This window comes from Curvibacter lanceolatus ATCC 14669 (assembly GCF_000381265.1).
Classification (GTDB): Bacteria; Pseudomonadota; Gammaproteobacteria; order Burkholderiales; family Burkholderiaceae_C; genus Curvibacter; species Curvibacter lanceolatus.
Genome location: NZ_KB906257.1, coordinates 167,890 through 192,571 on the forward strand (window position 1 = coordinate 167,890; position 24,682 = coordinate 192,571).

The 24,682-nt window shown below is 64.4% G+C and carries 28 protein-coding genes and 1 tRNA gene; 12 read left to right on the plus strand and 17 right to left on the minus strand.

The window, feature by feature from the left end:
* Positions 1 to 38: 38 nt before the first annotated feature.
* Positions 39 to 656: a PAQR family membrane homeostasis protein TrhA gene (gene trhA / locus F624_RS0111280; protein WP_019574414.1), complete on the minus strand. Its 618-nt coding sequence runs from the start codon at positions 654 to 656 to the stop codon at positions 39 to 41.
* 24 nt (positions 657 to 680) lie between these two features.
* The gene (locus F624_RS35350; protein ID WP_019574415.1) at positions 681 to 824 is read right to left on the minus strand and encodes a hypothetical protein; all 144 of its coding nucleotides are present in this window, start codon (positions 822 to 824) and stop codon (positions 681 to 683) included.
* A gap of 207 nt (positions 825 to 1,031) precedes the next feature.
* Here F624_RS35350 and F624_RS0111290 point away from each other — a divergent pair, with 207 nt between their 5' ends.
* Positions 1,032 to 1,730, plus strand: a complete 699-nt coding sequence (locus F624_RS0111290) for a DUF1345 domain-containing protein (RefSeq protein WP_019574416.1) — start codon at positions 1,032 to 1,034, stop codon at positions 1,728 to 1,730.
* Between the two features lie 20 nt (positions 1,731 to 1,750).
* On the opposite strand, the gene F624_RS0111295 is transcribed toward F624_RS0111290, so the two are convergent.
* Positions 1,751 to 2,125 carry a hypothetical protein gene (locus F624_RS0111295; protein WP_019574417.1) on the minus strand — a complete coding sequence of 125 codons (375 nt, stop codon included), beginning with the start codon at positions 2,123 to 2,125 and terminating at the stop codon, positions 1,751 to 1,753.
* 109 nt (positions 2,126 to 2,234) lie between these two features.
* Positions 2,235 to 4,040 (minus strand): glutamine--tRNA ligase/YqeY domain fusion protein, encoded by a 1,806-nt coding sequence (locus F624_RS0111300; protein WP_019574418.1) that lies wholly within the window; start codon positions 4,038 to 4,040, stop codon positions 2,235 to 2,237.
* A 158-nt stretch (positions 4,041 to 4,198) separates the two neighbouring features.
* Between F624_RS0111300 and F624_RS0111305 the strand changes: the two genes are divergently transcribed.
* Both F624_RS0111305 and F624_RS0111310 read left to right on the plus strand, forming a co-directional pair.
* On the plus strand, positions 4,199 to 4,624 hold the full coding sequence (locus F624_RS0111305) for a hypothetical protein (RefSeq protein WP_019574419.1): 426 nt from the start codon (positions 4,199 to 4,201) through the stop codon (positions 4,622 to 4,624).
* A gap of 122 nt (positions 4,625 to 4,746) precedes the next feature.
* Positions 4,747 to 5,640, plus strand: a complete 894-nt coding sequence (locus F624_RS0111310) for an alpha/beta fold hydrolase (RefSeq protein ID WP_019574420.1) — start codon at positions 4,747 to 4,749, stop codon at positions 5,638 to 5,640.
* Positions 5,641 to 5,665: 25 nt separating this feature from the next.
* Here F624_RS0111310 and F624_RS0111315 read toward each other — a convergent pair whose 3' ends face one another.
* Complete coding sequence (locus F624_RS0111315) at positions 5,666 to 6,565, minus strand: LysR family transcriptional regulator (protein WP_019574421.1); 900 nt, start codon at positions 6,563 to 6,565, stop codon at positions 5,666 to 5,668.
* Between the two features lie 119 nt (positions 6,566 to 6,684).
* Between F624_RS0111315 and F624_RS0111320 the strand changes: the two genes are divergently transcribed.
* Complete coding sequence (locus F624_RS0111320) at positions 6,685 to 7,536, plus strand: DODA-type extradiol aromatic ring-opening family dioxygenase (protein WP_019574422.1); 852 nt, start codon at positions 6,685 to 6,687, stop codon at positions 7,534 to 7,536.
* The gene (locus F624_RS0111325) at positions 7,529 to 8,236 is read left to right on the plus strand and encodes an alpha/beta hydrolase (RefSeq protein ID WP_019574423.1); all 708 of its coding nucleotides are present in this window, start codon (positions 7,529 to 7,531) and stop codon (positions 8,234 to 8,236) included. The genes F624_RS0111320 and F624_RS0111325 overlap by 8 nt, the downstream gene beginning before the upstream one ends.
* Here F624_RS0111325 and F624_RS0111330 read toward each other — a convergent pair.
* The 6 genes from F624_RS0111330 to F624_RS0111355 form a co-directional block, all read right to left on the minus strand.
* Positions 8,220 to 9,083 carry a M90 family metallopeptidase gene (locus F624_RS0111330; RefSeq protein ID WP_019574424.1) on the minus strand — a complete coding sequence of 288 codons (864 nt, stop codon included), beginning with the start codon at positions 9,081 to 9,083 and terminating at the stop codon, positions 8,220 to 8,222. The two genes, F624_RS0111325 and F624_RS0111330, sit on opposite strands and share 17 nt — an antisense overlap.
* Positions 9,080 to 9,856 carry a UDP-2,3-diacylglucosamine diphosphatase gene (locus tag F624_RS0111335; RefSeq protein ID WP_019574425.1) on the minus strand — a complete coding sequence of 259 codons (777 nt, stop codon included), beginning with the start codon at positions 9,854 to 9,856 and terminating at the stop codon, positions 9,080 to 9,082. Before F624_RS0111335 ends, F624_RS0111330 begins: the two co-directional genes overlap by 4 nt.
* Before the next feature lie 21 nt (positions 9,857 to 9,877).
* Positions 9,878 to 10,384, minus strand: a complete 507-nt coding sequence (locus F624_RS0111340; RefSeq protein WP_019574426.1) for a peptidylprolyl isomerase — start codon at positions 10,382 to 10,384, stop codon at positions 9,878 to 9,880.
* Positions 10,385 to 10,417: 33 nt separating this feature from the next.
* A complete protein-coding gene (locus F624_RS0111345) occupies positions 10,418 to 10,945 on the minus strand; it encodes a peptidylprolyl isomerase (RefSeq protein ID WP_051107384.1) in 528 nt (175 codons plus the stop codon).
* A 62-nt stretch (positions 10,946 to 11,007) separates the two neighbouring features.
* Positions 11,008 to 12,267, minus strand: a complete 1,260-nt coding sequence (locus F624_RS0111350) for a L,D-transpeptidase family protein (protein WP_019574428.1) — start codon at positions 12,265 to 12,267, stop codon at positions 11,008 to 11,010.
* Between the two features lie 85 nt (positions 12,268 to 12,352).
* The gene (locus F624_RS0111355) at positions 12,353 to 13,441 is read right to left on the minus strand and encodes a nuclear transport factor 2 family protein (RefSeq protein ID WP_031254747.1); all 1,089 of its coding nucleotides are present in this window, start codon (positions 13,439 to 13,441) and stop codon (positions 12,353 to 12,355) included.
* A gap of 187 nt (positions 13,442 to 13,628) precedes the next feature.
* On the opposite strand from F624_RS0111355, the gene cysS reads away from it, so the two are divergent.
* The 6 genes from cysS to F624_RS0111385 all read left to right on the plus strand — a co-directional run bounded on the left by cysS (position 13,629) and on the right by F624_RS0111385 (position 19,376).
* On the plus strand, positions 13,629 to 15,011 hold the full coding sequence (cysS, locus tag F624_RS0111360; RefSeq protein ID WP_019574430.1) for a cysteine--tRNA ligase: 1,383 nt from the start codon (positions 13,629 to 13,631) through the stop codon (positions 15,009 to 15,011).
* Between the two features lie 58 nt (positions 15,012 to 15,069).
* Positions 15,070 to 15,780, plus strand: a complete 711-nt coding sequence (locus tag F624_RS0111365) for a DNA-3-methyladenine glycosylase family protein (protein ID WP_019574431.1) — start codon at positions 15,070 to 15,072, stop codon at positions 15,778 to 15,780.
* Between the two features lie 96 nt (positions 15,781 to 15,876).
* A complete protein-coding gene (locus F624_RS0111370; RefSeq protein WP_019574432.1) occupies positions 15,877 to 16,854 on the plus strand; it encodes an acetyl-CoA carboxylase carboxyltransferase subunit alpha in 978 nt (325 codons plus the stop codon).
* A gap of 75 nt (positions 16,855 to 16,929) precedes the next feature.
* Entirely contained in the window at positions 16,930 to 17,877 is a 948-nt protein-coding gene (gene tilS / locus F624_RS0111375; protein WP_019574433.1) for a tRNA lysidine(34) synthetase TilS, read from the plus strand.
* Positions 17,878 to 17,977: 100 nt separating this feature from the next.
* Entirely contained in the window at positions 17,978 to 19,246 is a 1,269-nt protein-coding gene (locus F624_RS0111380; protein WP_031254750.1) for an aspartate kinase, read from the plus strand.
* 37 nt (positions 19,247 to 19,283) lie between these two features.
* A tRNA-Ser gene (locus F624_RS0111385) sits at positions 19,284 to 19,376 on the plus strand.
* 136 nt (positions 19,377 to 19,512) lie between these two features.
* Here F624_RS0111385 and F624_RS0111390 read toward each other — a convergent pair.
* The 4 genes from F624_RS0111390 to F624_RS33385 form a co-directional block, all read right to left on the minus strand.
* The gene (locus F624_RS0111390; RefSeq protein WP_019574435.1) at positions 19,513 to 19,797 is read right to left on the minus strand and encodes a hypothetical protein; all 285 of its coding nucleotides are present in this window, start codon (positions 19,795 to 19,797) and stop codon (positions 19,513 to 19,515) included.
* A 59-nt stretch (positions 19,798 to 19,856) separates the two neighbouring features.
* Entirely contained in the window at positions 19,857 to 20,033 is a 177-nt protein-coding gene (locus tag F624_RS34835; protein WP_019574436.1) for a hypothetical protein, read from the minus strand.
* An 82-nt stretch (positions 20,034 to 20,115) separates the two neighbouring features.
* A complete protein-coding gene (locus F624_RS0111400; protein WP_245573611.1) occupies positions 20,116 to 21,387 on the minus strand; it encodes an AAA family ATPase in 1,272 nt (423 codons plus the stop codon).
* A gap of 359 nt (positions 21,388 to 21,746) precedes the next feature.
* Positions 21,747 to 22,262 carry a DUF2726 domain-containing protein gene (locus F624_RS33385; RefSeq protein ID WP_019574439.1) on the minus strand — a complete coding sequence of 172 codons (516 nt, stop codon included), beginning with the start codon at positions 22,260 to 22,262 and terminating at the stop codon, positions 21,747 to 21,749.
* A gap of 263 nt (positions 22,263 to 22,525) precedes the next feature.
* Between F624_RS33385 and F624_RS32455 the strand changes: the two genes are divergently transcribed.
* Positions 22,526 to 22,960, plus strand: a complete 435-nt coding sequence (locus F624_RS32455) for a recombinase family protein (RefSeq protein ID WP_337955912.1) — start codon at positions 22,526 to 22,528, stop codon at positions 22,958 to 22,960.
* A gap of 65 nt (positions 22,961 to 23,025) precedes the next feature.
* On the opposite strand, the gene F624_RS34070 is transcribed toward F624_RS32455, so the two are convergent.
* Both F624_RS34070 and F624_RS0111425 read right to left on the minus strand, forming a co-directional pair.
* Positions 23,026 to 23,841, minus strand: a complete 816-nt coding sequence (locus F624_RS34070; RefSeq protein WP_084679484.1) for a class I SAM-dependent methyltransferase — start codon at positions 23,839 to 23,841, stop codon at positions 23,026 to 23,028.
* Between the two features lie 479 nt (positions 23,842 to 24,320).
* The gene (locus F624_RS0111425; protein ID WP_019574442.1) at positions 24,321 to 24,566 is read right to left on the minus strand and encodes a hypothetical protein; all 246 of its coding nucleotides are present in this window, start codon (positions 24,564 to 24,566) and stop codon (positions 24,321 to 24,323) included.
* Positions 24,567 to 24,682: the final 116 nt, after the last annotated feature.

Genomic DNA, 24,682 nt, shown 5'->3' on the forward strand with positions numbered 1-24,682 from the left:
GCGAGGCGGGCGGCAGGCACCTGGCGGTGTTTCAAGAATCAGGCCACGTAGGCCGCCACACTGATGAACTGGCAGACACTGCCGGCCAGCACGAACAGGTGCCAGATGCCGTGTCCGTGCCGGATCTTCTCGTCGTGGATGAACCAGTAGATGCCCACGCTGTAGCAGACGCCGCCCAGGCCCAGCCAGATCAGCCCGCCCAAGGGCAAGGCCGCCACCAGAGGCTGGGCCGCCACCAGCACCAGCCAGCCCATGGCCACGTAAAGCAGCATGGACAGCACGCGGGTGCGCCGGCCCAGGGTGAGCTCCTGCACGATGCCGAACAGCGCCAGGCCCCAGCTGACGCCAAACAGGCTCCAGCCCCAGGGCCCACGCAGGGTGACCAGTGAGAATGGTGTGTAGCTGCCCGCAATCAGCAGGTAGATGGCCGAGTGGTCGCATTTCTGCAGCCAGGCCTTGGCCCGCCCGCGCACGCTGTGGTACAGGGTGGACACGCCGTACAGCAGCACCAGGGTGGCGCCGTACAGGCTGAAGCTGACGATCTTCCAGGGGTCAGCCTGCAGGCTGGCCATGACCACCAACACCACCAGGCCGGCCACGGCCAGCAAGGTGCCGATCAGGTGGGTGCTGCTGTTGAGGCGTTCTCCGGGGTACATCGTCTGTGGGGCGTGTTGAGCGCCTTATTTGTCCTTGACCTTGCCGCGCGGGATCACGGTGGTGACCGGGGGCATGGGCCGGTCGGAGACCGAGGGTTTGCTGGTGGTCGAAGAGTCCTTCTTGGGCTTCTTCGGCATCTTGTTGCTGCGTTGCTCGCCTTTGGCCATGGTGCCTCCGTGGCAGGCATCGGGGTGACACCTGAGGCTGCATGGTAAGGCATGGCGAAAGGGCGTTCGCACCGTGGGGCTGCCGATGGGCCCTTGTTTGAGCAAGATCAGCCCAGGGCTGGCCGCGGCGATTGGGGCATGATCAGGCATGCGGGGCCCCGAGTCTGGCCCGCCTTGCCCGTCTTTTTCAGCGTTTTCGATCCCGCCATGAACCTGTCACCGCCTGTCCCGTCGCGCCGTCGCCTGCTGACTCGGCTGTTTCTCATGGTGCGGGTGCGCCCCAGGTTGTTCGGTTCGATCGGGCTGGGCCTGCTGGTGGCTTCGACACTGGCCTTGTCCATGCCCATGCGCACCCTGACGGCCTGCGTGATCGGCTGGAATGCGGGGGCCATCCTGTACCTGCTGCTGGCCTTGCACATGATGCGCGGGGCCGAGCCAGAGCAGATTCGCCATCGGGCCCTGCGCCAGGACGAAGGCGAGATGACCATTCTGGCGCTGGTGGTGCTGTCGGCGGTGGTGTGTCTGTTGTCGATCGTGGCCGAGCTTTCGGTGGCCAAGGGGCTGGAGGGGGCAAACCGCGCCTGGCACATCGGCCTGTCGGTGCTGACGATTCTGAGCACCTGGCTGTTCACCCAGACCATGTTTGCGCTGCATTACGCGCACCAGTTCCATGCGGCCCAGGGGCGGGGCGATCCGCCGGGGCTGCTGTTTCCGGGCGATGAAACCCCGGCCTACAGCGATTTTTTCTATTTCGCAGCGGTCATCGGTACGTCTGGGCAGACGGCGGATGTGAGCTTCAGCTCTCGCGCCATGCGCCGCATCGGCACGGTGCACTGTATTTTGTCGTTCCTGTTCAACACCACCGTGCTGGCGATGATGATCAACATCGCAGCGGGGCTGTTTTAGCCCCGCCTGCGAAATCCGGCTTATTCGGTTTCGGCCGAGACCACGCGGGTCTTGCGGTTGTAGCGCGGGGTGATCTTGTGCACTTCGCACAGGTCGATGTCTTCCCACACCACTTCAGAGCTGTCGTCCTCGAACACGACCTTGATGTCCTGCACGCAGTTGGCGGCGTCCGAGAAGCGGAACAGCTTGGCCTTGCCGTTGTCCAGCGTGCCGTCGCCCATGCGGTCCTTGCCCCAGGCGTCCTTGTTGGCGGCCGAGATGTAGACCTCGGAGATCGAGTAGCCGGTGCGGTTGACCAGCGAGAAGTCGGCGGCGCCCGCGTAGGCCGTCACCGAGGCGGTGGCGCCAGCAAACAACAGAGCAGACAGGGCGAGGGATTTGAAAGTGGAGATCATGATCAGGTTGGTAACAAAAATTTACAAACCGGATCATCCGGGGCAAAGGCGGGCCTGTCCATTGACCTGACTCAAGAGTGTCGGGAAAAACGCACAGGCCGCCGCCTTCTTACTTGCCCCAGCTGTCTTTCAGGCCCACGGCGCGGTTGAACACCGGCTTGCCGGCCCGGTGGTCCACGCGGTCGGCCACAAAGTAGCCATGGCGCTCGAACTGGAACTGCGTGCCGGCGGCGCTGGTGGCCAGCGCGGGCTCGACAAAGCCTTGCACCACGCTCAGGCTGTTGGGGTTGAGGCTGGCCAGGAAGTCCTTGCCACCGGCATCGGGTTGAGCCTCGCTGAACAGGCGGTCGTACAGGCGGATTTCAGCGGCCACGCCATCGGCAGCCCCCACCCAGGTGATCACGCCCTTGACCTTGATCGCGTCGGCGCCGGGTGTGCCGCTCTTGGTGTCGGGCACCAGCTCGGCCTGCACCTCGGTGATGCGGCCTTCGGCGTCGCGCAGCGCGCCCTTGCACTCGATCACATGGCCGTACTTCAGGCGCACCTTGTTGCCCGGGTACAGGCGGTGGTAGCCCTTGGGCGGGGTGTCTTCGTAGTCGCCACGCTCGATCCAGAGTTCGCGGCCGAACTTGAATTCGCGCCGGCCCAGCTCGGGGTGGTGCGGATGGATCGGGGCACTGCAGGCGTCCAGCGTGCCGGCGCCCATCAGGGCGTCCCAGTTGGTGATGACCAACTTCACCGGGTCGAGTACGGCCATGGCGCGGGCGGCCTTGTGGTCCAGATCGTCGCGCAGCGCGCCTTCGAGCGTGCTGTAGTCGATCCAGCTGTAGTCCTTGGTCACGCCGATGCGTTCGCAGAACAGCTGGATGGCCTCAGGCGTGTAGCCGCGGCGGCGCAGGCCCACGATGGTGGGCATGCGCGGGTCGTCCCAGCCGCTGACGTGGTGCTCGTTCACCAACTGGGCCAGCTTGCGCTTGCTGGTGATCACATAGGTCAGGTTCAGGCGCGAGAACTCGTACTGGCGCGGCGGCGGCGAGCTGAGCAGGCCGCTTTCGATCAGGCGCTCCATCAACCAGTCGTAGAAGGGGCGCTGGTCTTCGAACTCGAGTGTGCAGATGCTGTGGGTGATGTTTTCCAGTGCGTCCTCGATCGGGTGCGCAAAGGTGTACATCGGGTAGATGCACCAGGTGTTGCCGGTGTTGTGGTGTTCGGCGTGCTTGATGCGGTAGATGGCCGGGTCGCGCAGGTTGATGTTGGGCGAGGCCATGCTGATCTTGGCGCGCAGAACGGCGGCGCCGTCGGGCAGCTTGCCGTCCCGCATGTCACGAAAGCGCGCCAGGTTCTCGGCCGGGGTCCGGCTGCGGAAGGGGCTGTCCACACCGGGCTTGCTGAAGTCGCCGCGGTTGGCGCGCATGTCTTCGGCGCTTTGCTCGTCCACATAGGCGTGGCCCGCTTCGATCAGCGCTTCGGCGGCGCGGTACATGAAGCCGAAGTAATCACTGGCCTGGTACAGGTGCGAGGTGGTCTGGCCGTCGGCGCTGCTGTTCCAGTTGAAGCCCAGCCATTGCACGGCGTCCAGGATGGAGTCGACGTACTCCTGGTCTTCCTTCTCGGGGTTGGTGTCGTCAAAGCGCATGTGACACACGCCGCCGTAGTCGCGTGCCAGGCCGAAATTCAGGCAGATGCTCTTGGCGTGGCCCACGTGCAGGTAGCCGTTGGGCTCGGGCGGGAAGCGCAGCCGCACCGGTGCCGGATCCAGCGGGCCGGCGGCATGGTGCGCCCCGTCACCCGGCGTGCCGCCCCAATGACGCTGGGCATAGGTTTTTTGGGCCAGATCCTGTTCGATGATCTGGCGCAGGAAATTGCTGGGCTTGGCGGACTCTTGGGAATCGGTGGTGGGGGTGTTCGAACTCATTCGTCCATTTTAGGCGGGCGCGCCCACAGGCCTTGGTTAACGCCTGGAAACAAATAAAGGCAGGCAGGCAGACAACCAGGCGGCAACATGCCGCGTTGTGGTTCCAGGGCTGCCTTTGGTCGCCCCGAATCGCTGTTTGATCTGAAGGAGAGACTGCCATGACAAACCTCAATGTCCGCCCGGATGCCCGCTCGCTGACGCGCCACTTCAGCCGCTGCGCGCGCGTTCTGGCTGGGGGCTGCAGCCTGGCTGCCCTGGCTTTCCTGGCGATGGCCACACCGGCCCAGGCCCACGGTGTCAACTGGGCGGTGGGCGTGGGGGTTCCCGGCGTGAGTGTCGGGGTCTCCAATGGTGGGGCGATGTATGTGGGGGCCCAGCCGGTCTATGCCGCACCGGTGGCTTATGCCGCGCCGCCGGTGGTGTACGCCCCCCCGCCCGTGGCCTATGCCCCGCCCCCTGTGACCTACGCCCCGGCCCCGGTCTACTACAGCAGCAATTACTACCGTCCGGCACCGGTCTACATGCCGCCCGTGGTGTATGGCGGCGGCTGGGGGCACTTCCACCATCACCACGGCTGGCGTTGAGCCAGGGCCGTTCGGGGGCTTGCCAGGGTTGAGACCGACCGAGGGGCAAAGCCCGGCAAAATAGGTGATCCGACGGGGGCGCCGTGTGTGGCGGTCCCTGCACCTGTTTTTGCGAGCCCCCGATGATGGATCAACTGTTCTCCACTGCCTCCCAACCCGCCCCGCCTTTGCCCGCGTTGGTGCAGCGCCTGGGGGCCCAGGCGCGCCGCTGCGTCACACCCTGCGGACAGGGCGATCTGGTCTGGCATGTCTGGGGGCAGGCCCGCGAGGGCGTGGCGCCCCTGGTGCTGTTTCACGGCGGCAGCGGCAGCTGGACCCACTTTGTGCGCAACATCGAGCCCTTGTTGCTGGCCGGGCGCGAGTTGTGGGTGCCTGACCTGCCGGGTTTCGGCGACTCGGCCGTGTCGCCCTTGGGGGGTGACGCCGACGGCATGGTCGAGCCCCTGTACCAGGGCCTGCGCAGCCTGCTGGGCGACCGGGTCTGCGAGCTGATCGGGTTTTCGTTTGGCGGTATGACGGCCGGCCTGCTGCTGGCGGCCCACCCCGATGCGGCCTCGCGCCTGGTGCTGGTGGGGGCGCCCGCCATGGGCGTGGTGCCGCAGCGTCAGTTTGAACTCAAGGCCTGGCGCCACCTGCCCGATGCGGCCGCCCAGGCCGACATTCACCGCTACAACCTGGCCGCGCTGATGCTGCACGACACGGCCCTGATCGACGGGCTGGAGGGGCTGGCCCTGCAACTGCATGTGGCCAATGTGATGCGCGACCGCCTGCCGCGCCGGCGCCTGGCGCACACCGACATCCTGGCGCGCTCACTGCCGGCCTTGAGCTGCCCGGTGCACGCCATCTATGGCGCCCACGATGCCCTTTACAAGAGCTGGATCCACCAGCTGGAAGCCGCCTTTGCCGCCAGCGCCCGGGACTTCCGGGGCATGACCCTGATCCCCGAGGCCGGCCACTGGGTGCAGTTCGAGCGCCCCGAGGCCTTCCATGCGGCCTTGATGAGCGCCCTGGGCTGACCGTTTTCGGGTTCCTCTGCGTTTGTCAGGCCCAGCCGGGCTGCATGAAGGCCTGAGCCAGAAAGTCGACCATGGCGCGCACCTTGCCTGACAGGTGCTTGCGGCTGGGGTAAAGGGCGTGGATGTCCAGCAGCGGGCGGTGGTACTGGGGCAACAACTCGACCAGATGACCCTGGCGCACGTCTTCACCCACCAGGAAGGCGGGTTGCATGATCACGCCCTGGTCGGCCAGCGCCGCGGCGCGGCAGGTGTCGCCACTGTTGGCCCACAGGCGGGGCCGCACGGTGACCGATTCGGGCTTGCCGTCGGCGTCGTCAAAGGTCCAGGTGGCGCCCAGCGAGGAATACGAATAGGCGATCACGCTGTGCTCGCTGAGGTCTTGCAGCGTCTGGATCGGGCTGTGGCGGGCCAGGTAGGCGGGCGAGGCGCACAGCACCATGCGGTCGCTGGCCAGGCGCCTGGCCACCAGCGAGGTGGCCTGCAGCCGGCCGATGCGCACCCCCAGGTCAAAGCCTTCTTCCACCAGGTCGACCACGCGGTCGCTCAGGGTGATGTCCAATTCGACCTCGGGGTACAGCTTGAGAAACTCGCCCCACAGTGGCGCCAGGTGCAGGTTGCCGAAGCTCAAGGGGGCGTTGATGCGCAGCTTGCCCGTGGGGCGGGCTGCGGTGGCGCTGGCCTCGGCATTGGCCTCGGCCAGGTCGTCCAGGATCTGCTTGCAGCGCTCGTGGTAGGCCGCCCCCGAATCGGTGAGCGACAGCCTGCGGGTGGTGCGGTTGAGCAGCCGCGTGCCCAGGCGGGCCTCCAGCTCCAGCACCAGGCGCGAGACCACGGCCTTGGACAGTTCCAGCCGGTCGGCGGCTTTGACGAAACTGCCATGTTGCACGACGGCGGTGAAGGCTTCGATCTGACGGAGTTGGTCCATGGTGGGCTTGTGGGTGCGAAGGGTAAGGATTGTCAATGCCGGCGCAACAATCAATTGCCGGGCTGCTGATTTGTCTGTGATGGGTCGACGCCTACAGTAGTTCCCGGAGCGTTAACACCATGATCACCCAACTTGCCAATACCGACCACCAATCCAGCACTACCGCTCATGCACGTTTGCCGGCCCTGTTTGTCTCCCACGGCGCCCCCTTGTTTGCCCTGGAGCCGGGTGACACCGGCCCGGCTTTGAGCCGGCTGGGCGCTGAATTGCGCAGCCACCAGCCCCTGCGTGGGGTGGTCGTGCTGTCGCCCCACTGGATGTCGCAAGGGCTGCGCGTGATGACGGGCGGCCAGCCCGCCACCTGGCATGACTTCGGGGGCTTCCCGCGCCCGCTGTATGCCCTGCAGTACCCCGCGCCTGGTGACCCGGCCCTGGCAGATGAGGTGCTGCAGCTGCTGCAGGCCGCCTGCCTGCCGGCCCAGGCCGATGCACAGCGCCCCTACGACCACGGCGCCTGGGTGCCCTTGATGCACCTGTTTCCGCAGGCCGATGTGCCGGTGGTGCAGTTGTCGCTGCCGGCCACGGCCGGGCCCGCCGAGGTGTTGGCCCTGGGGCAGGCGCTGGCGCCGCTGCGCGACCAGGGCGTGCTGCTGCTGGGCTCGGGCAGCATGACGCACAATCTGAGCGAGTTTTTTGGTGGCGAGCGCGAGCCCGCGCCTTATGTGGGCGCCTTCTCGCGCTGGGTGGAGGCTGCTCTTGAGCGCGGCGATCTGCCGGCCTTGCTGGACTACCGGCGTCAGGCCCCGCATGCGCAGCGGGCGCACCCCACCGAAGACCACTTTCTGCCGCTGTTCTTTGCCCTGGGCGCGGGGGGCGCCGCAGCCAGCCGGCCCCACTATGTGAGCCGCGAGGTCATGCACAGCATGCTCGCCATGGACGCCCTGACCCTGGAAGAACCCCAACATGCCTGAGAACACCGCCTTGAACGCCACGACCTTCAACCCGTCAGTCACCCCGCCCCATGACCTGGGCCTGCAGGCTCAATTTCGCCCCGCCGAGCCAGGCACGACCGAGCCCTGGCTACTGGTGTTGATGCACGGTGTGGGCAGCAACGAGCAAGACCTGATGGGCATCGCCCCCTGGGTGCCGGCACGCTACCACCTGCTGAGCCTGCGGGCGCCGCACCCCATGGGCCCGAACGCCTGGGCCTGGTTTCAGTTCGGGGTGGCGGCCGATGGCTCGCGCGTGATCAACGCTGCCCAGGAGCGGCACAGCCGGGCCCTGGTCGAGCAGGCCGTCAGCCGGGCCGCGACCCAGTTGGGCGTGCCTGCCTCGCGGGTGGTGGTGGGGGGCTTCAGCCAGGGCGGCATCATGGGCCTGAGCCTGCTGCTGACCCGGCCCCAGAGCCTGCGTGCGGCCCTGTCGCTGCACAGCCGCCTGTTGCCCGAGGTGCTGCCCGAACAGGCCCCGGCCGAGGCCCTGCAGGGCCGCAGCCTGTGGGTCAGCCATGGCACCGAAGATGCCGTGCTGCCGGCCTCGCACAGCGAGCGCATCGTGGCCCACGCTGCCACCTTGCCGCTGCAGGTGCACAGCGCGGGCTTCCCGGGCGGCCACACCTTGGGCCGGCAGGAGCTGGACGAGCTGTCGGCTTGGCTCAGCGCGCTGGTCTGAAGAAGGCGTCGAACAGGGTGAGCAGGGTGGGAAAGTGCTGCCCGAACGTTGCCCGGTTCACAAAATAGGCCTCGCAGGCCACGGCCAGAAACTCATCCAGTGACTGGGCCCCGTAGGCGTCCAGCCAGGGCTCGGCCTGGCCGAAGCGCTCGGCGCGGATCACCTGTTCGCAAAAATCCTCCCAGGCAGGGGTCAGCACGCCCAGCCAGGCCTGGCGTGCCGCACGCGCGCCCTGCTGGCCCAGAAAGTCCGGTGGCAGGGGCGGGCAGGCATCGGCCGCGCCGTCGCGCAAGTCCATCTTGTGGATGAATTCATGGATCACCACGTTGTAGCCCTGGGCCGCTGACTCGCCCGCCGCGGCCACGTCGGGCCAGGACAGCATCACCGGCCCGCCCGGCATGGCCTCGCCGGCCAGTTCTTCCTGCCATTGGTGGACGATGCCGTCGTCGTCGGTGAAGTCGCGCCGGGCCAGGGCCAGGCCCGGGTGCAGCACGATGCCCACAAAGTCGTCGTACCAGGCCAGCGCGCGCGGGTCGCCAGGCGCATCCGCGCCGGGGCCCAGGTGCAGCAGGGGCAGGCAGGCCTGGGCGGCCACGGCCAGGGCCATGGCGTCGGTCACCTGCAGGCCATGGGCGCCATGGAATTCCTTGCGCGCCAGAAAATGCCCGCACAGCCGGCGCAGCCCGGCCTGTTCGTCGGGGGGCAGGACGGCCAGAAAGGGCAGGGTGGCGAGGGTGGCCTGCCACAGCGCCTCTGCAATGGGCCGCGGTTGAGCGCTGCTGGCCCTGCCCAGCCAGGTGCGCAGGCGCTCCCACAGGCTGGCCGGGCGGGGCTGGGGGGTGTTCACGGGTGGGCGGGCGGCACGCGATGCAGGCCGCTGGCCTCCAGGCGCAGCACCTCGGCGCGGGGCTGAGGGGCGTGCAGATCCCAGTCGCTGAGCACTTCGCGGCTCAGGCCGGGGCCCAGCAGGTGCCGGGCCGGGCGGTGGGTGTGGCCATGGATCAGGCAGGGGGCGTTGCCAGCCTGCAGCCAGGCCAGGGTGGCGGCCGGGTCGAGGTCGGCATAGGGTTCGCCACTGCGCTTGCGGGCTTCGCTCTGGGCACGCAACTGGCGCGCCAATGCCAGGCGTTCGGCCAGGGGCCGGGCCAGAAAGGCCTGCTGCCAGGCGGGGCTGCGCACCTCGGCCCGAAACCGCATGTAGTCGTGGTCGTCCAGGCACAGGGCGTCGCCATGGCTGAGCAGCCAGCGTTGGCCCGCGAACACCAGCACGCAAGGGTCGGCCAGCAGGGTCATGCCGCAGGCCTGCGCAAAGCGGGGGCCCAGCAGAAAGTCGCGGTTGCCGGCCATGAAGAACAGGGCGCGGCGCTGGCTGGCCTGCTGCAGCACCTGCTGGCAGGCGGCCTCGAAGCTGCCGGGCTGCACCGCGTCGTCACCCACCCAGACCTCGAAGATGTCGCCCAGCAGAAACACCGCATCGGCCGGGGTGTGCAGCAGGTGCTGGCGCCAGGCCTCGAAGGTGGCGGGCTCGGCCTCGTGCAGATGCAGGTCAGAAATGAAATCGACCGTGCGCCAGGCCGCCGCAGCGTCAAGCTCGGCGATCCGGGGCACGGTCGGGGGCATGGTCGTGAGTGCCAGCGACGCTTACAGCGCCACAGCCTTCTCGATCACCACGTCTTCCTTCGGCACGTCGTCATGGAAGCCCTTGCGGCCGGTCTTGACGGCCTTGATCTTGTCGACCACGTCGTTGCCCGACACGACCTTGCCGAACACGGCGTAGCCCCAGCCCGAGGCGGTGGGGGCGGTGTGGTTCAGGAAGCTGTTGTCAGCCACGTTGATGAAGAACTGGGCCGTGGCCGAGTGGGGGGCGTTGGTGCGCGCCATGGCCACGGTGTAGTTGTTGTTCTTCAGGCCGTTGTTGGCTTCGTTGTCGATCGGAGCGTCGGTGGGCTTTTGCTCCATGCCGGGGGCAAAGCCGCCGCCCTGGACCATGAAGCCCGGGATCACGCGGTGGAAGATGGTCTTGTCGTAGTGGCCCTTCTTCACGTAGCTCAGGAAGTTCTCCACCGACTTGGGGGCTTTTTCGGCATCCAGTTCGAGCGTGATGACGCCGTAGTCCAGGATGTGCAGTTCGACTTGGGGGTTGCTCATGGGTATTTCCTCAGTGCTTGCCTGTGGGCGGGTTTACTTGATCTGGGTGACCGAGTTGATGGTCACCGGGGTGGCCGGCACGTTCTGGTGCGGGCCCTTGTTGGTGGTGGGCACGAGCTTGATCTTGTCGACCACGTCCATGCCGCTGACCACCTTGCCAAACACCGCGTAGCCGTAGCCATCGGGGTTGGGCGCATTCAGCATGCGGTTGTCGACCACGTTGATGAAGAACTGGGCGGTGGCCGAGTTCGGGTTGGCCGTGCGCGCCATGGCGATGGTGCCACGGTCGTTGGTCAGGCCACCCGAGGTTTCGAGGGCGACCGGGGCCCGGGTGGGCTTCTGGGTCATGTCGGCGGTGAAGCCGCCGCCCTGGATCATGAAGCCGTCCATGACGCGGTGGAACACCGTGCCGTCATAGTGCTTGTCTTTCACGTATTGCAGAAAGTTCTCGACCGTCTTGGGGGCCTTGGCGGGGTACAGCTCCAGCACGATGTCGCCCTGGCTGGTGCTCAGCTTGACCTGGGGGGCGGTCTGGGCCGTGGCCATGCTGCCCAGGCCCATCAGGCCGGCGGCCGTGACGGCCAGCAGCGCGCGACGGCTGCTCAGGATTGAGCTCACATTCATCATCCGATGACTCCTTCAAAAAAGATTTTCCATTGCTGCCCCTGGCGCATCCAGTACTGGCGCTTGGTACTGCCGCGGTTGGTGCCGGCAACAAGTTCGCCGAAGGTTACCACCATGGTTTCGGTGCTGTCTGTCCAGCGCAGCATGGACAGGTCCTTGACTTCGAAGCCCCGGCCACCCGCTTTGCTGATCTCTTGCTGCAGCGACGGGGTCCAGTCGTTCAGGCTTTTGCCGTAGCTGTTGAAGTCGGGGGTGTAGTAGCCCAGCAGACGCGGTACATCGCCGGCGTTCTTGGCGGCCCGCCAGGCGTTGAAGGCGTCTTCAAAGCTGCGCCCGGCCTGGCGCGCCTGGGCCTGGGGCACCCAGTTCAGCGAGGTGGCGATCACCACCGGGGTGCTGCGCACCTCGACCGTGGACAGCAGGCGCTCCAGATCGGGGTTGGCCATCACCACGCAGCCGTCAGTCGATTGCGGCGGGCGGGCAAACTGGGTGGAGGGCGTGCCATGCAGCCAGATGCCGCTGCCGGTCTTGCCGCGGCGCGCGTCGTAGGGGTTGGGGTAGTTGATGGGCAGGGCGCCGGCACCGTAGAAGTCTTTCAGGGTGCGCGGGTCGAGGTTGCTGGTGATGAAGTAGACGCCCAGGGGGGTGCGCTGATCGCCTTCGCTGCCTTTGTCGACCCCCAGCTTGCCCACCGAGATGTAGTAGTCGGCCACCAGGCGCGGGCCGCTGCCGTTGTTCTCGAACAGGTACAGCCGGGCGCGCGAGGTGTCCACTGCGATCGCATGGCGGTGCCGGCTGGTCAGGGCCACGAACTGGTCGGGCACGGTCTGCGCCGGCGGGCGCTCGCTGAGGGCCTTCAGCCGCAGCGCGGCTTCGTCGCGCAGATCCTTGAGCTGGGCCGCCGCGGCGCGGGCCACGGTATCGGGCACATCGCCGGCGGTGCGCAGCGGCCGGGTCTGGGCCGCCAGCAGGTCGCCATAGACCAGCTGCGCCAGCTGAAAGCCAGGGTGGTCACGCACCAGGCCCTCGGCCAGGCGCAGTGCGTCGCGGGTGCGGGCCGCACCGATCAGGCGGTAGATCTCGATCAGCCGGGCCTCGGCCTGACCGTCGCGCAACACCGGAGCTGCTGGGGCCGGCGCAGGGTGGGCCTGGCGCTTGGCGGCATGCGCGGCGGTACCGGCCAACATGCCGACGGCCAGCAACAAACCCGCAGCGCCGAAGCGCTGCAGAAAAAGGGAGACAGGGGCGAATCGAATCATGGTCGCAAACGTGGCAAGGCCGCCAAACCCGGTACACGCCGCCCGCGCTGGGCAGCGTTCAGGTTGGCGGGCCTGCCCGGGACGATCAGCCGCCGGTGGACTCGCGAACGATCAGCCAGCGGTCGCCGGCCTTGACCAGGTCCAGCGTCTTGCGGCTGGAGACATTGAGCGTGTCGGCGCTGTAGTCCTGGCGGAAACGGGCCGTGGCCTTGCTGCCGTTGACGTTGATGGCCAGGTCATGCAGTTTGACCGCAATGCGCGCCTTGCCCAGGATGCGCGAGCGGCGCTCTTCTTCCCAGGCCTTGCGGTTCATCTTGCCAGGGGGGTCGAATTCCTTGCCGTAGGCGGCCAGGTAGCCCGACACATCGCGGGCCGACCACACGGTGGCCCAGTGGCGCACGGCGGCTTCCACGTCTTTTTCAGGGCCGGCTGCGGCGGCGGGCGCAGGGGCGGGTGCCGGGGCTGCGGCCGGTGCCGCAGCGGTGGCCGGTGCTGCCACCGGGGCGGGCGCTGGCGCGGGGGCCGGGCTGGGCGCCGGTGCGGGCGAGGGTGCCGGAGCTGCCTTTGGCGCGGCAGCAACGGGGGCTGGTGCAGGGGCCGGCGCGGGCGTTGGTGCAGCGGTAGGCTTGCTTGCAGCGCCTGCCTTGCCGTTGGTGGTGAAGAGGTCGCGGATCAGGGCCAGCTTGGGCTGGATGGCCGGGTTGGTGTTGTCCAACTGCAAGGCCTTGCTGTAGGCCTGGCTGGCCAGCTTGGCATAGACGTCACCCAGGTTCTCGTGGGCGGTGGCGTAGCTGGGGTTGGTCCGGATGGCCATCTCGAGCGCCGTGCGGGCCTTGTCGTACTGGTTCTGGCTGGCGTAAAGCACGGCCAGGTTGTTGTACGGCTCAGGCAGCTCGGGGTACTCCTGGGTGAGGGCCACAAAGGTGGCGATCGCGTCGTTCGGCTTGCCGGCCTCGGACTGGATCACGCCCTTGATGAAGCGCATCTGGGGGTCTTTGGGCTTGCCGGCCAGGTACTGGTCGGCCTTGCTCAGGGCCTCGCTGGTCTTGCCCTGTCGAAGCAGCTGGGTCACATCGCCGTAGTCGTCGGCGTGGACTCCGAACGAGGCCCCCATCAGGGCGGCCAGTGCCAACATGCGAAGGCGGGCGGGAACAGTGCAGCGAGCTTGGGTCATGGAGCCTCGTGGGGTTTGCGCGATGGCAAGCGCCAACGGGGGCGCTTATACTGGGGCGGATTGTAGCCGAGGGGTTGAGGTGCTTTGCACCGTACGCCGTGGCGCTGCAACACTCCCATCCTCCCGATTTTTTCGATGATTTCCGGCCGCCACCAGGCTGCGGAGTCGCTGTCTGCCCAATTTATCCATGAGCCTGCGCATCTACAACACGCTGACGCGTGATCTGCAAGCGTTTTCCCCTCTTGAGCCCGGCCATGTGCGCATGTACGTGTGCGGCATGACCGTGTACGACCTGTGTCATCTGGGCCATGCGCGTTCGATGGTGGCTTTTGACGTGGTGCAGCGTTGGTTGCGGGCCTCGGGTTTTTCGGTCACTTATGTGCGAAATATCACGGACATCGACGACAAGATCATCCGGCGCGCCGTTGAAAACGGCGAGTCGATCCGTTCGCTGACCGACCGCATGGTCGACGCCCTGCACCAGGACGCCGACGCCCTGGGCGTGCAACGCCCCACCCACGAGCCCCGCGCCACCGACTACGTGCCCCAGATGCTGAGCATGATCAGCACCCTGGAGCAAAAGGGCCTGGCCTACCGCGCCGCCAGCGGCGATGTGAACTACGCCGTGCGCAAGTTCCCGCACTACGGGCGGTTGAGCGGCAAGTCGCTGGATGAACTCCGCTCGGGCGAGCGCGTGGCCGTCAATGACGGCAAGGATGATCCGCTCGACCCGGTGCTGTGGAAAAGCGCCAAGCCCACCGAGCCGGCCGACGCCAAGTGGGACAGCGAATTCGGCCCGGGCCGCCCCGGCTGGCACATCGAGTGCTCGGCCATGGCCTGCTCCTTGCTGGGCGAGACCCTGGACATCCACGGCGGCGGGGCGGATCTGCAGTTTCCGCACCACGAGACCGAGATCGCCCAGAGCGAAGGCGCCACCGGCCAGACCTTCGCCCGCACCTGGATGCACAACGGCTTCATCAACGTGGACAACGAAAAAATGTCCAAGAGCCTGGGCAACTTCTTCACCATCCGTGACGTGCTCAAGGTGTTCGATGCCGAGACCATCCGCTTCTTTGTGGTGCGCGCCCACTACCGCAGCCCCCTGAACTACAGCGACGCCCACCTGCAGGATGCCCGCAACGCGCTGCGCCGCCTGTACACCGCCCTCGATGCGGTCGCGCCGGGTGAAGGCCTGGCCGACATCGACTGGTCGACCCCCCATGCAGCTCGTTTCAAGGCCGTGATGGACGAAGACTTCGGCACCCCCGAGGCGGTGGCCCTGCTGTTCGATCTGGCCACCGAGGTGAACAAGACCCGCTCGCCCGAGCTGGCCGCGCAGCTCAAGGCCCTGGGCGCCTGCCTGGGCCTGCTGCAAGGCGACCCCAAGGCCTTTTTGCAGGCCGGCTCCAGCCTCGACGAAGCCGCCATCCAGGTGCTGATCGCGCAACGCGCCGAGGCCAAGAAGGCGAAGAATTTTGCCGAGGCCGATCGCATCCGCCAGGAGCTGCTGGCGCAGGGCATCGTGCTCAAGGATTCCGCCGCCGGGACCACCTGGGAGGCGGCCCAGTGAGCGCTTGTCAGCTCTGCGCCCAAGGGGCGCCGTGTCGCAGTGTGGTGGGGGCTGACGCATGATGGCGGTCAGCAAGCAGCCCGCGGCTTTTGAGGCGGTGACACTCGATTCACCGGCCTCAGGCCCCGATGAGAGCCGTGCGGACAAGGTGCTCACGCCGGCCTACTGGCAGGACGCCTGCAAGCACCTGGTCAAGAAAGACCGGGTCATGAAGCGCCTGATCCCGCAGTTCGGCAATGCCTGCCTGCAGATCCGGGGCGATGCCTTCACCACCCTGGCCCGCTCGGTGGTGGGGCAGCAGATCTCGGTCAAATCGGCCCAGTCGGTGTGGCGCAAGTTTTCGGCCCTGTCGCAAAGCATGACCCCGGCCAGCGTGCTCAAGCTCAAGGTGGACGACATGCGCGCGGCCGGCCTGAGCGCGCGCAAGGTGGAGTACCTGGTCGATCTGGCGCTCAATTTCGACACCGGCTCGGTGCACGTGAAGTCCTGGGAGTCGATGGACGACGAATCCATCATTGCCGAGCTGGTGGCCATTCGCGGCATCGGCCGCTGGACCGCCGAGATGTTCTTGATCTTTCACCTCATGCGGCCCAATGTGCTGCCGCTGGATGACGTGGGTTTGATCAAGGGCATCAGCGACAACTATTTTTCGGGCGATCCTGTGAGCCGCAGCGATGCCCGTGAGGTGGCTGCCGCCTGGGAGCCTTACCGCAGCGTGGCGACTTGGTATATTTGGCGCTCGCTGGATCCCCTGCCGGTCGCCGTTTGACGGCATCGTGCACGGGTCTTGCGTGCTGCCCGCGGGCGGTGCGCCATGCCGGCCAGACCGAAGGGGTCGGCCGGTGGAAACAACAGGAGAATGACGTTGGCGAAAAAAACCTTTCTTGATTTCGAGCAGCCGATTGCCGAACTCGAAACCAAAATCGAAGAACTGCGCTACGTGCAAAACGAGTCTGCAGTCGACATCTCCGAAGAGATCGACCAGCTCAGCAAAAAGAGCCAGCAGCTCACCAAAGACATCTACAGCGACCTGTCGCCCTGGCAGATCACCAAGATCGCCCGCCACCCCGAGCGCCCCTACACGCTCGATTACGTGCGCGAGCTGTTCACCGACTTCATCGAGCTGCATGGCGACCGCCACTTTTCGGACGACCTGAGCATCGTCGGCGGCCTGGCCCGCTTCAATGGCCATGCCTGCATGGTGCTGGGCCAGCAAAAGGGCCGCGACACCAAGGAGCGCGCCCTGCGCAACTTCGGCATGAGCAAGCCCGAGGGCTACCGCAAGGCCCTGCGCCTGATGAAGACGGCCGAGAAGTTCAAGCTGCCGGTGTTCACCTTTGTCGACACCCCGGGCGCCTACCCCGGCATCGACGCTGAAGAGCGCGGCCAGTCCGAAGCCATCGGCCGCAACATCTTCGAGATGGCCCAGCTCGAAGTGCCCATCATCACCACCATCATTGGTGAAGGTGGCTCGGGCGGCGCCCTGGCCATCTCGGTGGCCGACCAGGTGCTGATGCTGCAGTACTCGGTGTACTCGGTGATCAGCCCCGAGGGCTGCGCCTCCATCCTCTGGAAGACCAGCGACCGCGCCCAGGATGCGGCCGATGCCCTGGGCATCACCGCGCACCGCTTGAAGGCCCTCGGCCTGGTCGACAAGATCGTCAACGAACCCGTGGGCGGCGCCCACCGCGACCCCAAGCAGATGGCCGCCTTCCTGAAGCGCGCCCTCAACGATGCCTGGCGCCAGGTGGCCGACCTCAAGACCAAAGAGTTGGTCGACCGCCGCTACGACCGCCTGCAAAGCTACGGCCGCTACACCGACACCAAGGCCGACAGCCGCTGAGGCAGGCCGGGCCCGCTGGCCCGGCACCGCAGGTGCCCCTGAGGACCGCCGCGTGACCACCCCCACGCCCCTTTCATGAGCACCTCGTTCGACGCCGCCCTGGCGTCTTTCCAACCCCTCCTGCCCTTGGGCGTGGCCTACAGCGGCGGCGCCGACTCCAGCGCCTTGCTGCTGGCCTGCGCGCGCCGCTGGCCGGGCCAGGTGCATGCCCTGCACATCCACCACGGCCTGCAGGCCGCGGGCGACGCCTTCGAGGCCCACTGCCGCGCCACCTGCGCGCGCTGGCAGCTGCCCTTGGTGGTGCGCCACATCGACGCCCGCCATGCCCCCGGCCAAAGCCCTGAAGACGCGGCCCGCCGTGGCCGCTACCAGGTGTTTGACGAGGTGCTGCTGAACGAGTGGCGCGAGGCCGGCGTGCGCACCGTGGCCCTGGCCCAGCACGCCGATGACCAGGTCGAGACCCTGTTGCTGGCGCTGTCGCGCGGCGCCGGCCTGCCCGGCCTGGCCGCCATGCCGGCCCACTGGCAGCGCGGTGGCATCGACTTTGCTCGGCCCCTGCTGGGCGTGCCCGGCCAGGCCTTGCGCGACTGGCTGCAGGCCCAGGGCGAAGGCTGGGTCGACGACCCCAGCAACACCGATCTGCGTTACACCCGCAACCGCATCCGGCACGAACTGCTGCCGGCCCTGGAGGCCGTGTTTCCGGCCTTTCGCGACACCCTGGCCCGCAGCGCGGCCCATGCCGCGCAGGCCCAGACCCTGTTGCACGGCCTGGCCTGCGACGACCTGCAGCAGGTGGGCATCCCCCCGGTGATCGCCGAGCTGCGCGCCCTGGCCCCCGAACGCCAGGCCAATGTGCTGCGCCACTGGTTGCTGTCGGTGCACGGCACCACGCCCAGCGCCGCGCAGCTGAAAGAGCTGCAGCGTCAGCTGCAAAGCTGCACCACCCGCGGGCACCAGATCCGCCTCAAAGTAGGACTTGGTTACGTGCAGCGCAGGGGGGCGGTGCTCGGTTGGTACAATTAGCGGGTTTTGGTCCCCACTTTTTGCACGAAAACGGGCGGCGCACCAAAACGACTTTGCAACCTGCGCCGCTGATTTCCGAGTTTCGTACCCCGACACACCAATGGCATTGATCGTTCACAAATACGGCGGCACGTCGATGGGCTCGCCCGAGCGCATCCGCAACGTGGCCAAGCGCGTCGCCAAATGGGCTCGCGCAGGTCACCAGATGGTGGTGGTTCCGAGCGCCATGAGCGGCGAAACCAACCGCCTGCTGGGTCTGGCCAAGGAGCTGGCACCGTCCAAGTCTTCGGCCGCCTACAACCGCGAGCTCGACATGCTGGCCGCCACTGGCGAGCAGGCTTCGTCGGCCTTGCTGGCCATCGCACTGCAGGCAGAGGGCATGGAGTCGGTCAGCTACGCTGGCTGGCAGGTGCCCATCAAGACCAACAGCGCCTTCACCAAGGCCCGCATCGAATCCATCGATGACGACCGTGTGCGTGCCGACCTGGCCGCTGGCAAGGTGGTGGTCATCACCGGCTTCCAGGGTGTGGACGAAGAGGCCAACATCACCACCCTGGGCCGTGGCGGCAGCGACACCTCGGCCGTGGCCGTGGCCGCCGCCATGAAGGCTGCCGAGTGCCTGATCTACACCGACGTGGACGGCGTCTACACCACCGACCCGCGCGTGGTGGCCGAAGCCCGCCGCCTGCAGACCGTGAGTTTTGAAGAAATGCTCGAAATGGCCTCGCTGGGCTCCAAGGTGCTGCAGATCCGCTCGGTCGAATTTGCCGGCAAGTACAAGGTGCCGCTGCGCGTGCTGTCCAGCTTCACCCCGTGGGACATTGACATCAACGAAGAAGCCAAGTCCGGCACGTTGATCACTTTTGAGGAAGACGAAAAAATGGAACAAGCCGTCGTATCCGGCATCGCGTTCAACCGTGACGAAGCCAAGGTTTCCGTCCTGGGCGTGCCCGACAAGCCCGGTATCGCATACCACATCCTGGGCGCCGTCGCCGATGCCAACATCGAAGTCGACGTGATCATCCAGAACCTCAGCAAAGACGGCAAGACCGACTTCAGCTTCACCGTGCACCGTGGCGAATACGCCCGCACCGTCGAACTGCTGAACACCAAGGTGCTGCCCAGCCTGGGCGCCGCCGAAGTGGTGGGCGACACCAAGATCTGCAAGGTCAGTATCGTCGGCATCGGCATGCGCAGCCATGTGGGCGTGGCCAGCAAGATGTTCCGCAGCCTGTCGGAAGAAGGCATCAACATCCAGATGATCTCCACCTCCGAAATCAAGACCTCGGTCGTGATCGACGAAAAGTACATGGAACTCGCCGTGCGCGCCCTGCACAAGGCATTCGATCTGGACCAGCCGGTTTCCTGAAACAGGCCAAAAACTAGGCTAGAATAGCGGAATTGCTGGAAACGTGACCGAGTGGCCGAAGGTGCTCCCCTGCTAAGGGAGTATGGGGTGTAGAGCCTCATCGAGGGTTCGAATCCCTCCGTTTCCGCCAGCAACTTTCAAAGACGGACCTTCGGGTCCGTTTTTCGTTTGTGCTGCGAATTCCCTGTCAGGCATCGGGATGCATCGCTTTTGACCCAGCCTGTATCGGGCGGATCCACACGCAGTCATGATGAAGCCATGGCGGTTCAGAGTGCTTTGCCGGTTTTCAGGAGCTGGACCAGCTTGGCAAGTGTTGGGAAATCCGGAGCCTTTTGTTCAATCAAGGCCTGGTTGAAGTGCTGGGGCATGGATAGCGCCGATGCATCGCATCCAAAATGGTGTTTGAAGCGGTTTTTCAGTTGATCGGTGTTCAAGCCCTCCACCGGGGCGCCTGCGATTCCCAGCAGCAAGGCCTCCAGGCAGGGGGGGCACAGCAAGGGCAAGATGCCATGTTTTTGGGCTGTTTTACGCGTGCTGTCATTCCAGCCCACGTCGGTATCGAACAGGGCGGCTACCGCGTCAAAGCCCTTGTTCTGACACTGCCGACGCGCTACGTCGATGACGTTTTCGCCCCTTTTCCATGGGCGTTCTTGATGGTGACGGCAACGCCTGAACCCCGATGCACATACAACGCCTTCAAAAGGCCCAGAAAGGCCACCTCGGCATCGCCTTCCCCGACCAGCAAGAGGGTGAGCGCTGCAGCGTGTTTGGACGCAGCCTTTTTCATCGTCGGGCTGTACCCAGTTGAATAGCGAGCCCCTGGGAGGCAGTGACCACGCGCAGCAAGAGAGCGCAGGGGCACCTGTTTGTCATAGCTGGGGCACCGCGCCGTAGGCTCCGGCCATGTACTTGGCGTAAAGGTTGTCGTCGTTTCGCACGCCACTGACACTGTCCAGGCGCCAGGCTGTACTTTGGTTGGTCTCGTCTTTCTCAACCAGCATGACCTGGGATTTATGGACCAGGTTGAGCACTTCGACGGCGTGGCATGTGAACAGCAACTGGGCGGCGTGTGGATTGGTGCGGGGGCTCGCAAAAAGCTCCATCAGGGGTTCAAGCATCAAAGGGTGCAGGTCGTTCTCGAATTCATCAATGACGGCCAAGCCACCGCCGGCCAGCGCTGGCAGCAACTTCGACAGCAAGACCAAGGCACTCTGGGTGCCGTTGGATTCAAGCATGAATGGCAATTCGAAATCCATCGCCGGACTGGACGCGTGGACACCAAAAGGCAGCCACACCTTGCCCTTGCTGCCATCAGGCTGCAGGGTCTCGATTTCCCGAAGCTGGATGTCTTTCAAGCCCAGGTCCCAGCTCTTGAGCAAGGAGACGGCTTGCTTCATCTGTGTGCCCTGCTGCGAGAAATGCGTGGCGGCCTGAACGAGCTGGCCCGGGTCATTGACCTGACGACCGAACTGATGGAGGTTGCTGAACACCATGCCCGCGCCGAGCCGTTGCGCCAACTCGACACCATACTGGGCCGCCGTCGCGATCAATGAGGCGTTGGGCCGCACTTTCCGTGCTTCGGATGCGGCAAGACCAAAGCCTTGCTGCTTGACGTCGTAGCTTTGCGTGCCGTCATTCCAGTCTCTGACAAAGACATAGCGCATGCGCTCATGTTTCACATAAAGCGCCTCATGCAAGACCCGTTGGGGTGTTGCCCGCAGGACATGGCGCCACAGCTTGCCTTCGAAATCGACTTCCAGCTCGAATTCGGAAGGCGCGTCGGCCGCTGCCAAATGGGGTTGGAACGGCATCAGTCCTTGGTGCGGGTCTGCAAATGAGTGGGAGATGAACCACTTCAGGAACAAAATGGGTTTGAGCAAAGCGGTTTTGCCGCTGGCATTGGCACCCACAACAGCCATGACCCGGCTGATGCGCTCGCCATGGGGCGCTTGGTGAGACCAGACACCCGATGGCACCTTGCCGTCGAGCACCCAGGACACTTCAGTCCGCTCACGGAACGACTGGAAATTGGAAAAGGCATAGCGGTGCAGCATGCCTTGCATTGGATCACAATCCACAAAAAAATGTGGATTACCGCATTTAATGTGGACGATGTCTTGAGCTTGGGTATCGGTGGTCAAGCGGTGATCATCGCTGCAGGCGCCCCAACAGAAGAACCCTCACCCGTTTCAACTGCTGGTCGGTCACCCCCGACAGCTCCTGTGCCCGATCGCGGTACGTCGGTACGCCCTGGCTGACCTGATCAGCCCCAAATGATGCAAACCTGCCATGCGCTGGGCCTTGCTCGTACAGCCCACTGAGGGTGCCCCGGCGGCGGGCTGGTCAGGCCTGGGCGTGACAAGCACACGCACGGGCAGGTCGGTCGACCTCGAACAACAGATCGCCGGTGTGGGCGTCAACGTACTTGACCTCGTAGTGGATGACCGTTGCCAGTAGATGGGGCTGCGTTTTCGCCCCTGGGCAGTGCGGCGTGGCAGTCTCAATCCGCAACGGCGGTTGCAGCCAAAGGCACGGGTGCCGCGACCGGGAAGAGGGTTGTGATCAGCTCGCCCCGGTCGGGCACGTTCTTGAAGCGGATCACGCGGTAGCCGGCATTGGTCAGCAGGCTTTCACGCGCGCCGTCTTCTTTTTCGCGCCCGCGATGCGAGGCATCGTCCAGTTCGATGACGGCCACCACCTCAAAGGCTTTGGTGAACACCACAAAGTCGGCCGTCTTGCGGTTGAAGGTGTTGCGTGTGGCTTGTTGTCGGGATGCCAGCAGGGCCGAGAACGACACCTGCGCCAGCACGACATGGGTGCGCTCAGACAGCACCTCGCGCAGGCGCCAATACATGGCTTGCTCGCGTTCGGTGAGGGCGGCCTTCTTCTTGGGCCTTTCCGCTTTGGCTGAGGCTTTGGCATGGCCTGCTGATTTTTGCCTTTGGGTGGCCATCAGCACCCCCAGCCCGATCACCACCATCAGGGCGATCGGCAAGCCCAAAGAACCCAACTGCATGTGCTACTCCCTATTTTATGGGTCGGATTTTGCCATTTTTGAGTGTTTGCTCGGCCAATGCGCTGCGTCATCGCCGCGCCTGATGAGGTCCGATGCCGGGTGAGGGTGGGTGGTATTGGGTCTGCCGTCGGTCATCCGGGTTTTATCGACCCGAGAACAAGAAACACACCTGCAGATTGACGCGCTGAATGCCGCAGGGGTCGAGGCCATCTATCAAAAGAAGACGTCCAGCGTTGGCGCTGGGCCTGAGCTGCAAAAGTGCCTTGGATGCCCTGGGCAAGGGTGACGTCTTGGTGGTCTACAAGATCGATCGCATTGCGCGTTCGCTAAAGGATCTGCTGGCCATCCTGGACCGCATCAGGGAATCCGGCGCACTGGTGGGCTCACTAACTGAGCCGCTGGATACGACATTGGCCATGGGGGCGTTTGTGATTCAGATCCTGGGGGCGGTGGCCCAACTGGAGCGGGCCATCATCCGGGAGCGCGCAATAGCGGGCCAGCAGCCCGCGATTGCGCGAGGTGCGAAGGTGGGCCGTCGCCGGGCCTCGTCTGCGGAACATGAGGCGGAGGTTGTCAGGCGCTACGAAACTGGATTGCATACACTCAATGGCCTGGGCACCAGGTTTGGTGTTTCTCTGTCGGTGATCAAGCGAGCGGTGTACCGGGTGCGCGATCCAGGGCACTCAAGTCTCAAATGAAATCTGCCGTCGTTGTAGACTTATTCTCCGGATTGCGCTATGAACTCTGAAATTCGCGGGCATTCTCAAACAACAATCGGCCTTTTGACTACCCAGACATCCTGCTCTAGCGAGTAAGAGGTCGGCGATTCGATATGTTGGACAACAACGCAATCTTTCAATAGATGATTAATCACGAAATCTGGGGGGTGGAAAGCTGAAAAATGTTTTTTTCCTTCTTGAATTTGATCCTTGACTACTAATTGACCAATCTCATACTTCTCCCTATCAGCCAGTAGCAGTCGGTTCTTGAATATATCGCCTTGCGTCGTGAAAATTAGAATGCCATCAGGCTTAAGTGCCTTCAGTAATTCATCCATCCACTCGTAATGCATTCTTTCAGAAAGGTGGGTAAATACTGATAGTGCGTAAATGCAATCAAAATCCTTAATCGGATTTGGCAAAGGCGGCTTAAGTTGTGACGTCATGAAGCTAATAGAATCTATGTTTTTTTGGCACCACCTTATCGATTCCTTGTTGTAGTCAGCACCGAAAATATCTATTTTTCGAAATCCTTCAATCTTAGTGAGATGCCTTATTACGCGTGCTGGACCGCAGCCCCACTCGAAAATTTTTATATTTTGTTCTTTGACGTGTTTCTTTATTAGGTCCGCAATCAATTCAGCATGGCGGCGGCCCATGTCATGATACGTTTGCCAACGTACATGATTGTATGCATCGTAGGCGAGATGAGCCGGAGGGGTTTTGAAATATGGATTCTGTAAGCTAAATCTACGGTTTGGAAAATAATTCCGAAGCCGCTCGATGATTAGTAGGGCGCTGTCTGCTAGTTGTAGGAGATGAATTTTCCTCAATATTTCAGCAATTTTTCGTTTTAACATTATGTTCTCGACGTTTGGTGAATGGTTTTCAATAGTCTAATGATTTTATTTGTCTTCTCAGTACTTCTCCTCTTGGGGAGAGCCTCGGCCATCAGGGATTATCTTCTTCTGCCGCCCGGACTCCAAGCCAGTCGAGTTCTTCGACGAAGACATCTACAACCTTGACTGGATTGTCTTGCCCGATGTAGTCGTCCAGGCACTCCGGCAGTATAGAGACCTGCCTTCGATGAATCTCTTCATGCGCCGCCTCGCTCAGTACGGGTGATCAGATTTTACGAAGATCACGGGCGTTTCCACACAGTCTCGGCCCATTTCAGACATGGGCCTTTTGCCCTGAGTCGGTTTGCAGGCTCGATGAATCCGCTGTTTTTTTGCGATGTACGCATGGCAGGATCTGGGGCCAGATTTCTCCGATTCCGCCACCACATAAAAAAACGGACCCAAAGGTCCGTTTTTCACATCTGCACGTCAAACCCCCCTCACGGAAAGCTCAACTCCAACCCCAGCGTGCTCGCCAGCTCGAAGGTGACCACGCCCAGAACCAGCAGCGACAGCATGAAGCCGGCGGCCACCTTGCCGCTGGCGCGCAGCAAGGCTCGGGTCTCTTGTTCGCGCTGTTTCTTGTCCTTCTTGCCTTGGTCGTAATGCCATTTGATGGCGTAGAACATGCCGGTGCCCAGCACGAGCAGCTTGAAGGTGGCGAAGACGATGGGGATCCAGTCCATGATTTGGGGGCTTTCCTGGTGGTTGATCGATGCCGTTGGCAGTGCAGGGGGTGAACAGCCACGATGGCCTGCAAGAGCGGTGGGGTGGCCTGTCCTTGGGCATACTAACCAAAAGC

Excerpts from the sequence above, each read along its gene's own strand:
- trhA (WP_019574414.1), bottom strand. The coding sequence starts at position 656 with ATGTACCCCGGAGAACGCCTCAACAGCAGCACCCACCTGATCGGCACC.
- F624_RS35350 (WP_019574415.1), bottom strand. The coding sequence starts at position 824 with ATGGCCAAAGGCGAGCAACGCAGCAACAAGATGCCGAAGAAGCCCAAG.
- F624_RS0111290 (WP_019574416.1), top strand. The coding sequence starts at position 1,032 with ATGAACCTGTCACCGCCTGTCCCGTCGCGCCGTCGCCTGCTGACTCGG.
- F624_RS0111295 (WP_019574417.1), bottom strand. The coding sequence starts at position 2,125 with ATGATCTCCACTTTCAAATCCCTCGCCCTGTCTGCTCTGTTGTTTGCT.
- F624_RS0111300 (WP_019574418.1), bottom strand. The coding sequence starts at position 4,040 with ATGAGTTCGAACACCCCCACCACCGATTCCCAAGAGTCCGCCAAGCCC.
- F624_RS0111305 (WP_019574419.1), top strand. The coding sequence starts at position 4,199 with ATGACAAACCTCAATGTCCGCCCGGATGCCCGCTCGCTGACGCGCCAC.
- F624_RS0111310 (WP_019574420.1), top strand. The coding sequence starts at position 4,747 with ATGATGGATCAACTGTTCTCCACTGCCTCCCAACCCGCCCCGCCTTTG.
- F624_RS0111315 (WP_019574421.1), bottom strand. The coding sequence starts at position 6,565 with ATGGACCAACTCCGTCAGATCGAAGCCTTCACCGCCGTCGTGCAACAT.
- F624_RS0111320 (WP_019574422.1), top strand. The coding sequence starts at position 6,685 with ATGATCACCCAACTTGCCAATACCGACCACCAATCCAGCACTACCGCT.
- F624_RS0111325 (WP_019574423.1), top strand. The coding sequence starts at position 7,529 with ATGCCTGAGAACACCGCCTTGAACGCCACGACCTTCAACCCGTCAGTC.
- F624_RS0111335 (WP_019574425.1), bottom strand. The coding sequence starts at position 9,856 with ATGCCCCCGACCGTGCCCCGGATCGCCGAGCTTGACGCTGCGGCGGCC.
- F624_RS0111340 (WP_019574426.1), bottom strand. The coding sequence starts at position 10,384 with ATGAGCAACCCCCAAGTCGAACTGCACATCCTGGACTACGGCGTCATC.
- F624_RS0111345 (WP_051107384.1), bottom strand. The coding sequence starts at position 10,945 with ATGGGCCTGGGCAGCATGGCCACGGCCCAGACCGCCCCCCAGGTCAAG.
- F624_RS0111350 (WP_019574428.1), bottom strand. The coding sequence starts at position 12,267 with ATGATTCGATTCGCCCCTGTCTCCCTTTTTCTGCAGCGCTTCGGCGCT.
- F624_RS0111355 (WP_031254747.1), bottom strand. The coding sequence starts at position 13,441 with ATGACCCAAGCTCGCTGCACTGTTCCCGCCCGCCTTCGCATGTTGGCA.
- cysS (WP_019574430.1), top strand. The coding sequence starts at position 13,629 with ATGAGCCTGCGCATCTACAACACGCTGACGCGTGATCTGCAAGCGTTT.
- F624_RS0111365 (WP_019574431.1), top strand. The coding sequence starts at position 15,070 with ATGATGGCGGTCAGCAAGCAGCCCGCGGCTTTTGAGGCGGTGACACTC.
- tilS (WP_019574433.1), top strand. The coding sequence starts at position 16,930 with ATGAGCACCTCGTTCGACGCCGCCCTGGCGTCTTTCCAACCCCTCCTG.
- F624_RS0111380 (WP_031254750.1), top strand. The coding sequence starts at position 17,978 with ATGGCATTGATCGTTCACAAATACGGCGGCACGTCGATGGGCTCGCCC.
- F624_RS34835 (WP_019574436.1), bottom strand. The coding sequence starts at position 20,033 with ATGAAAAAGGCTGCGTCCAAACACGCTGCAGCGCTCACCCTCTTGCTG.
- F624_RS33385 (WP_019574439.1), bottom strand. The coding sequence starts at position 22,262 with ATGCAGTTGGGTTCTTTGGGCTTGCCGATCGCCCTGATGGTGGTGATC.
- F624_RS34070 (WP_084679484.1), bottom strand. The coding sequence starts at position 23,841 with ATGTTAAAACGAAAAATTGCTGAAATATTGAGGAAAATTCATCTCCTA.
- F624_RS0111425 (WP_019574442.1), bottom strand. The coding sequence starts at position 24,566 with ATGGACTGGATCCCCATCGTCTTCGCCACCTTCAAGCTGCTCGTGCTG.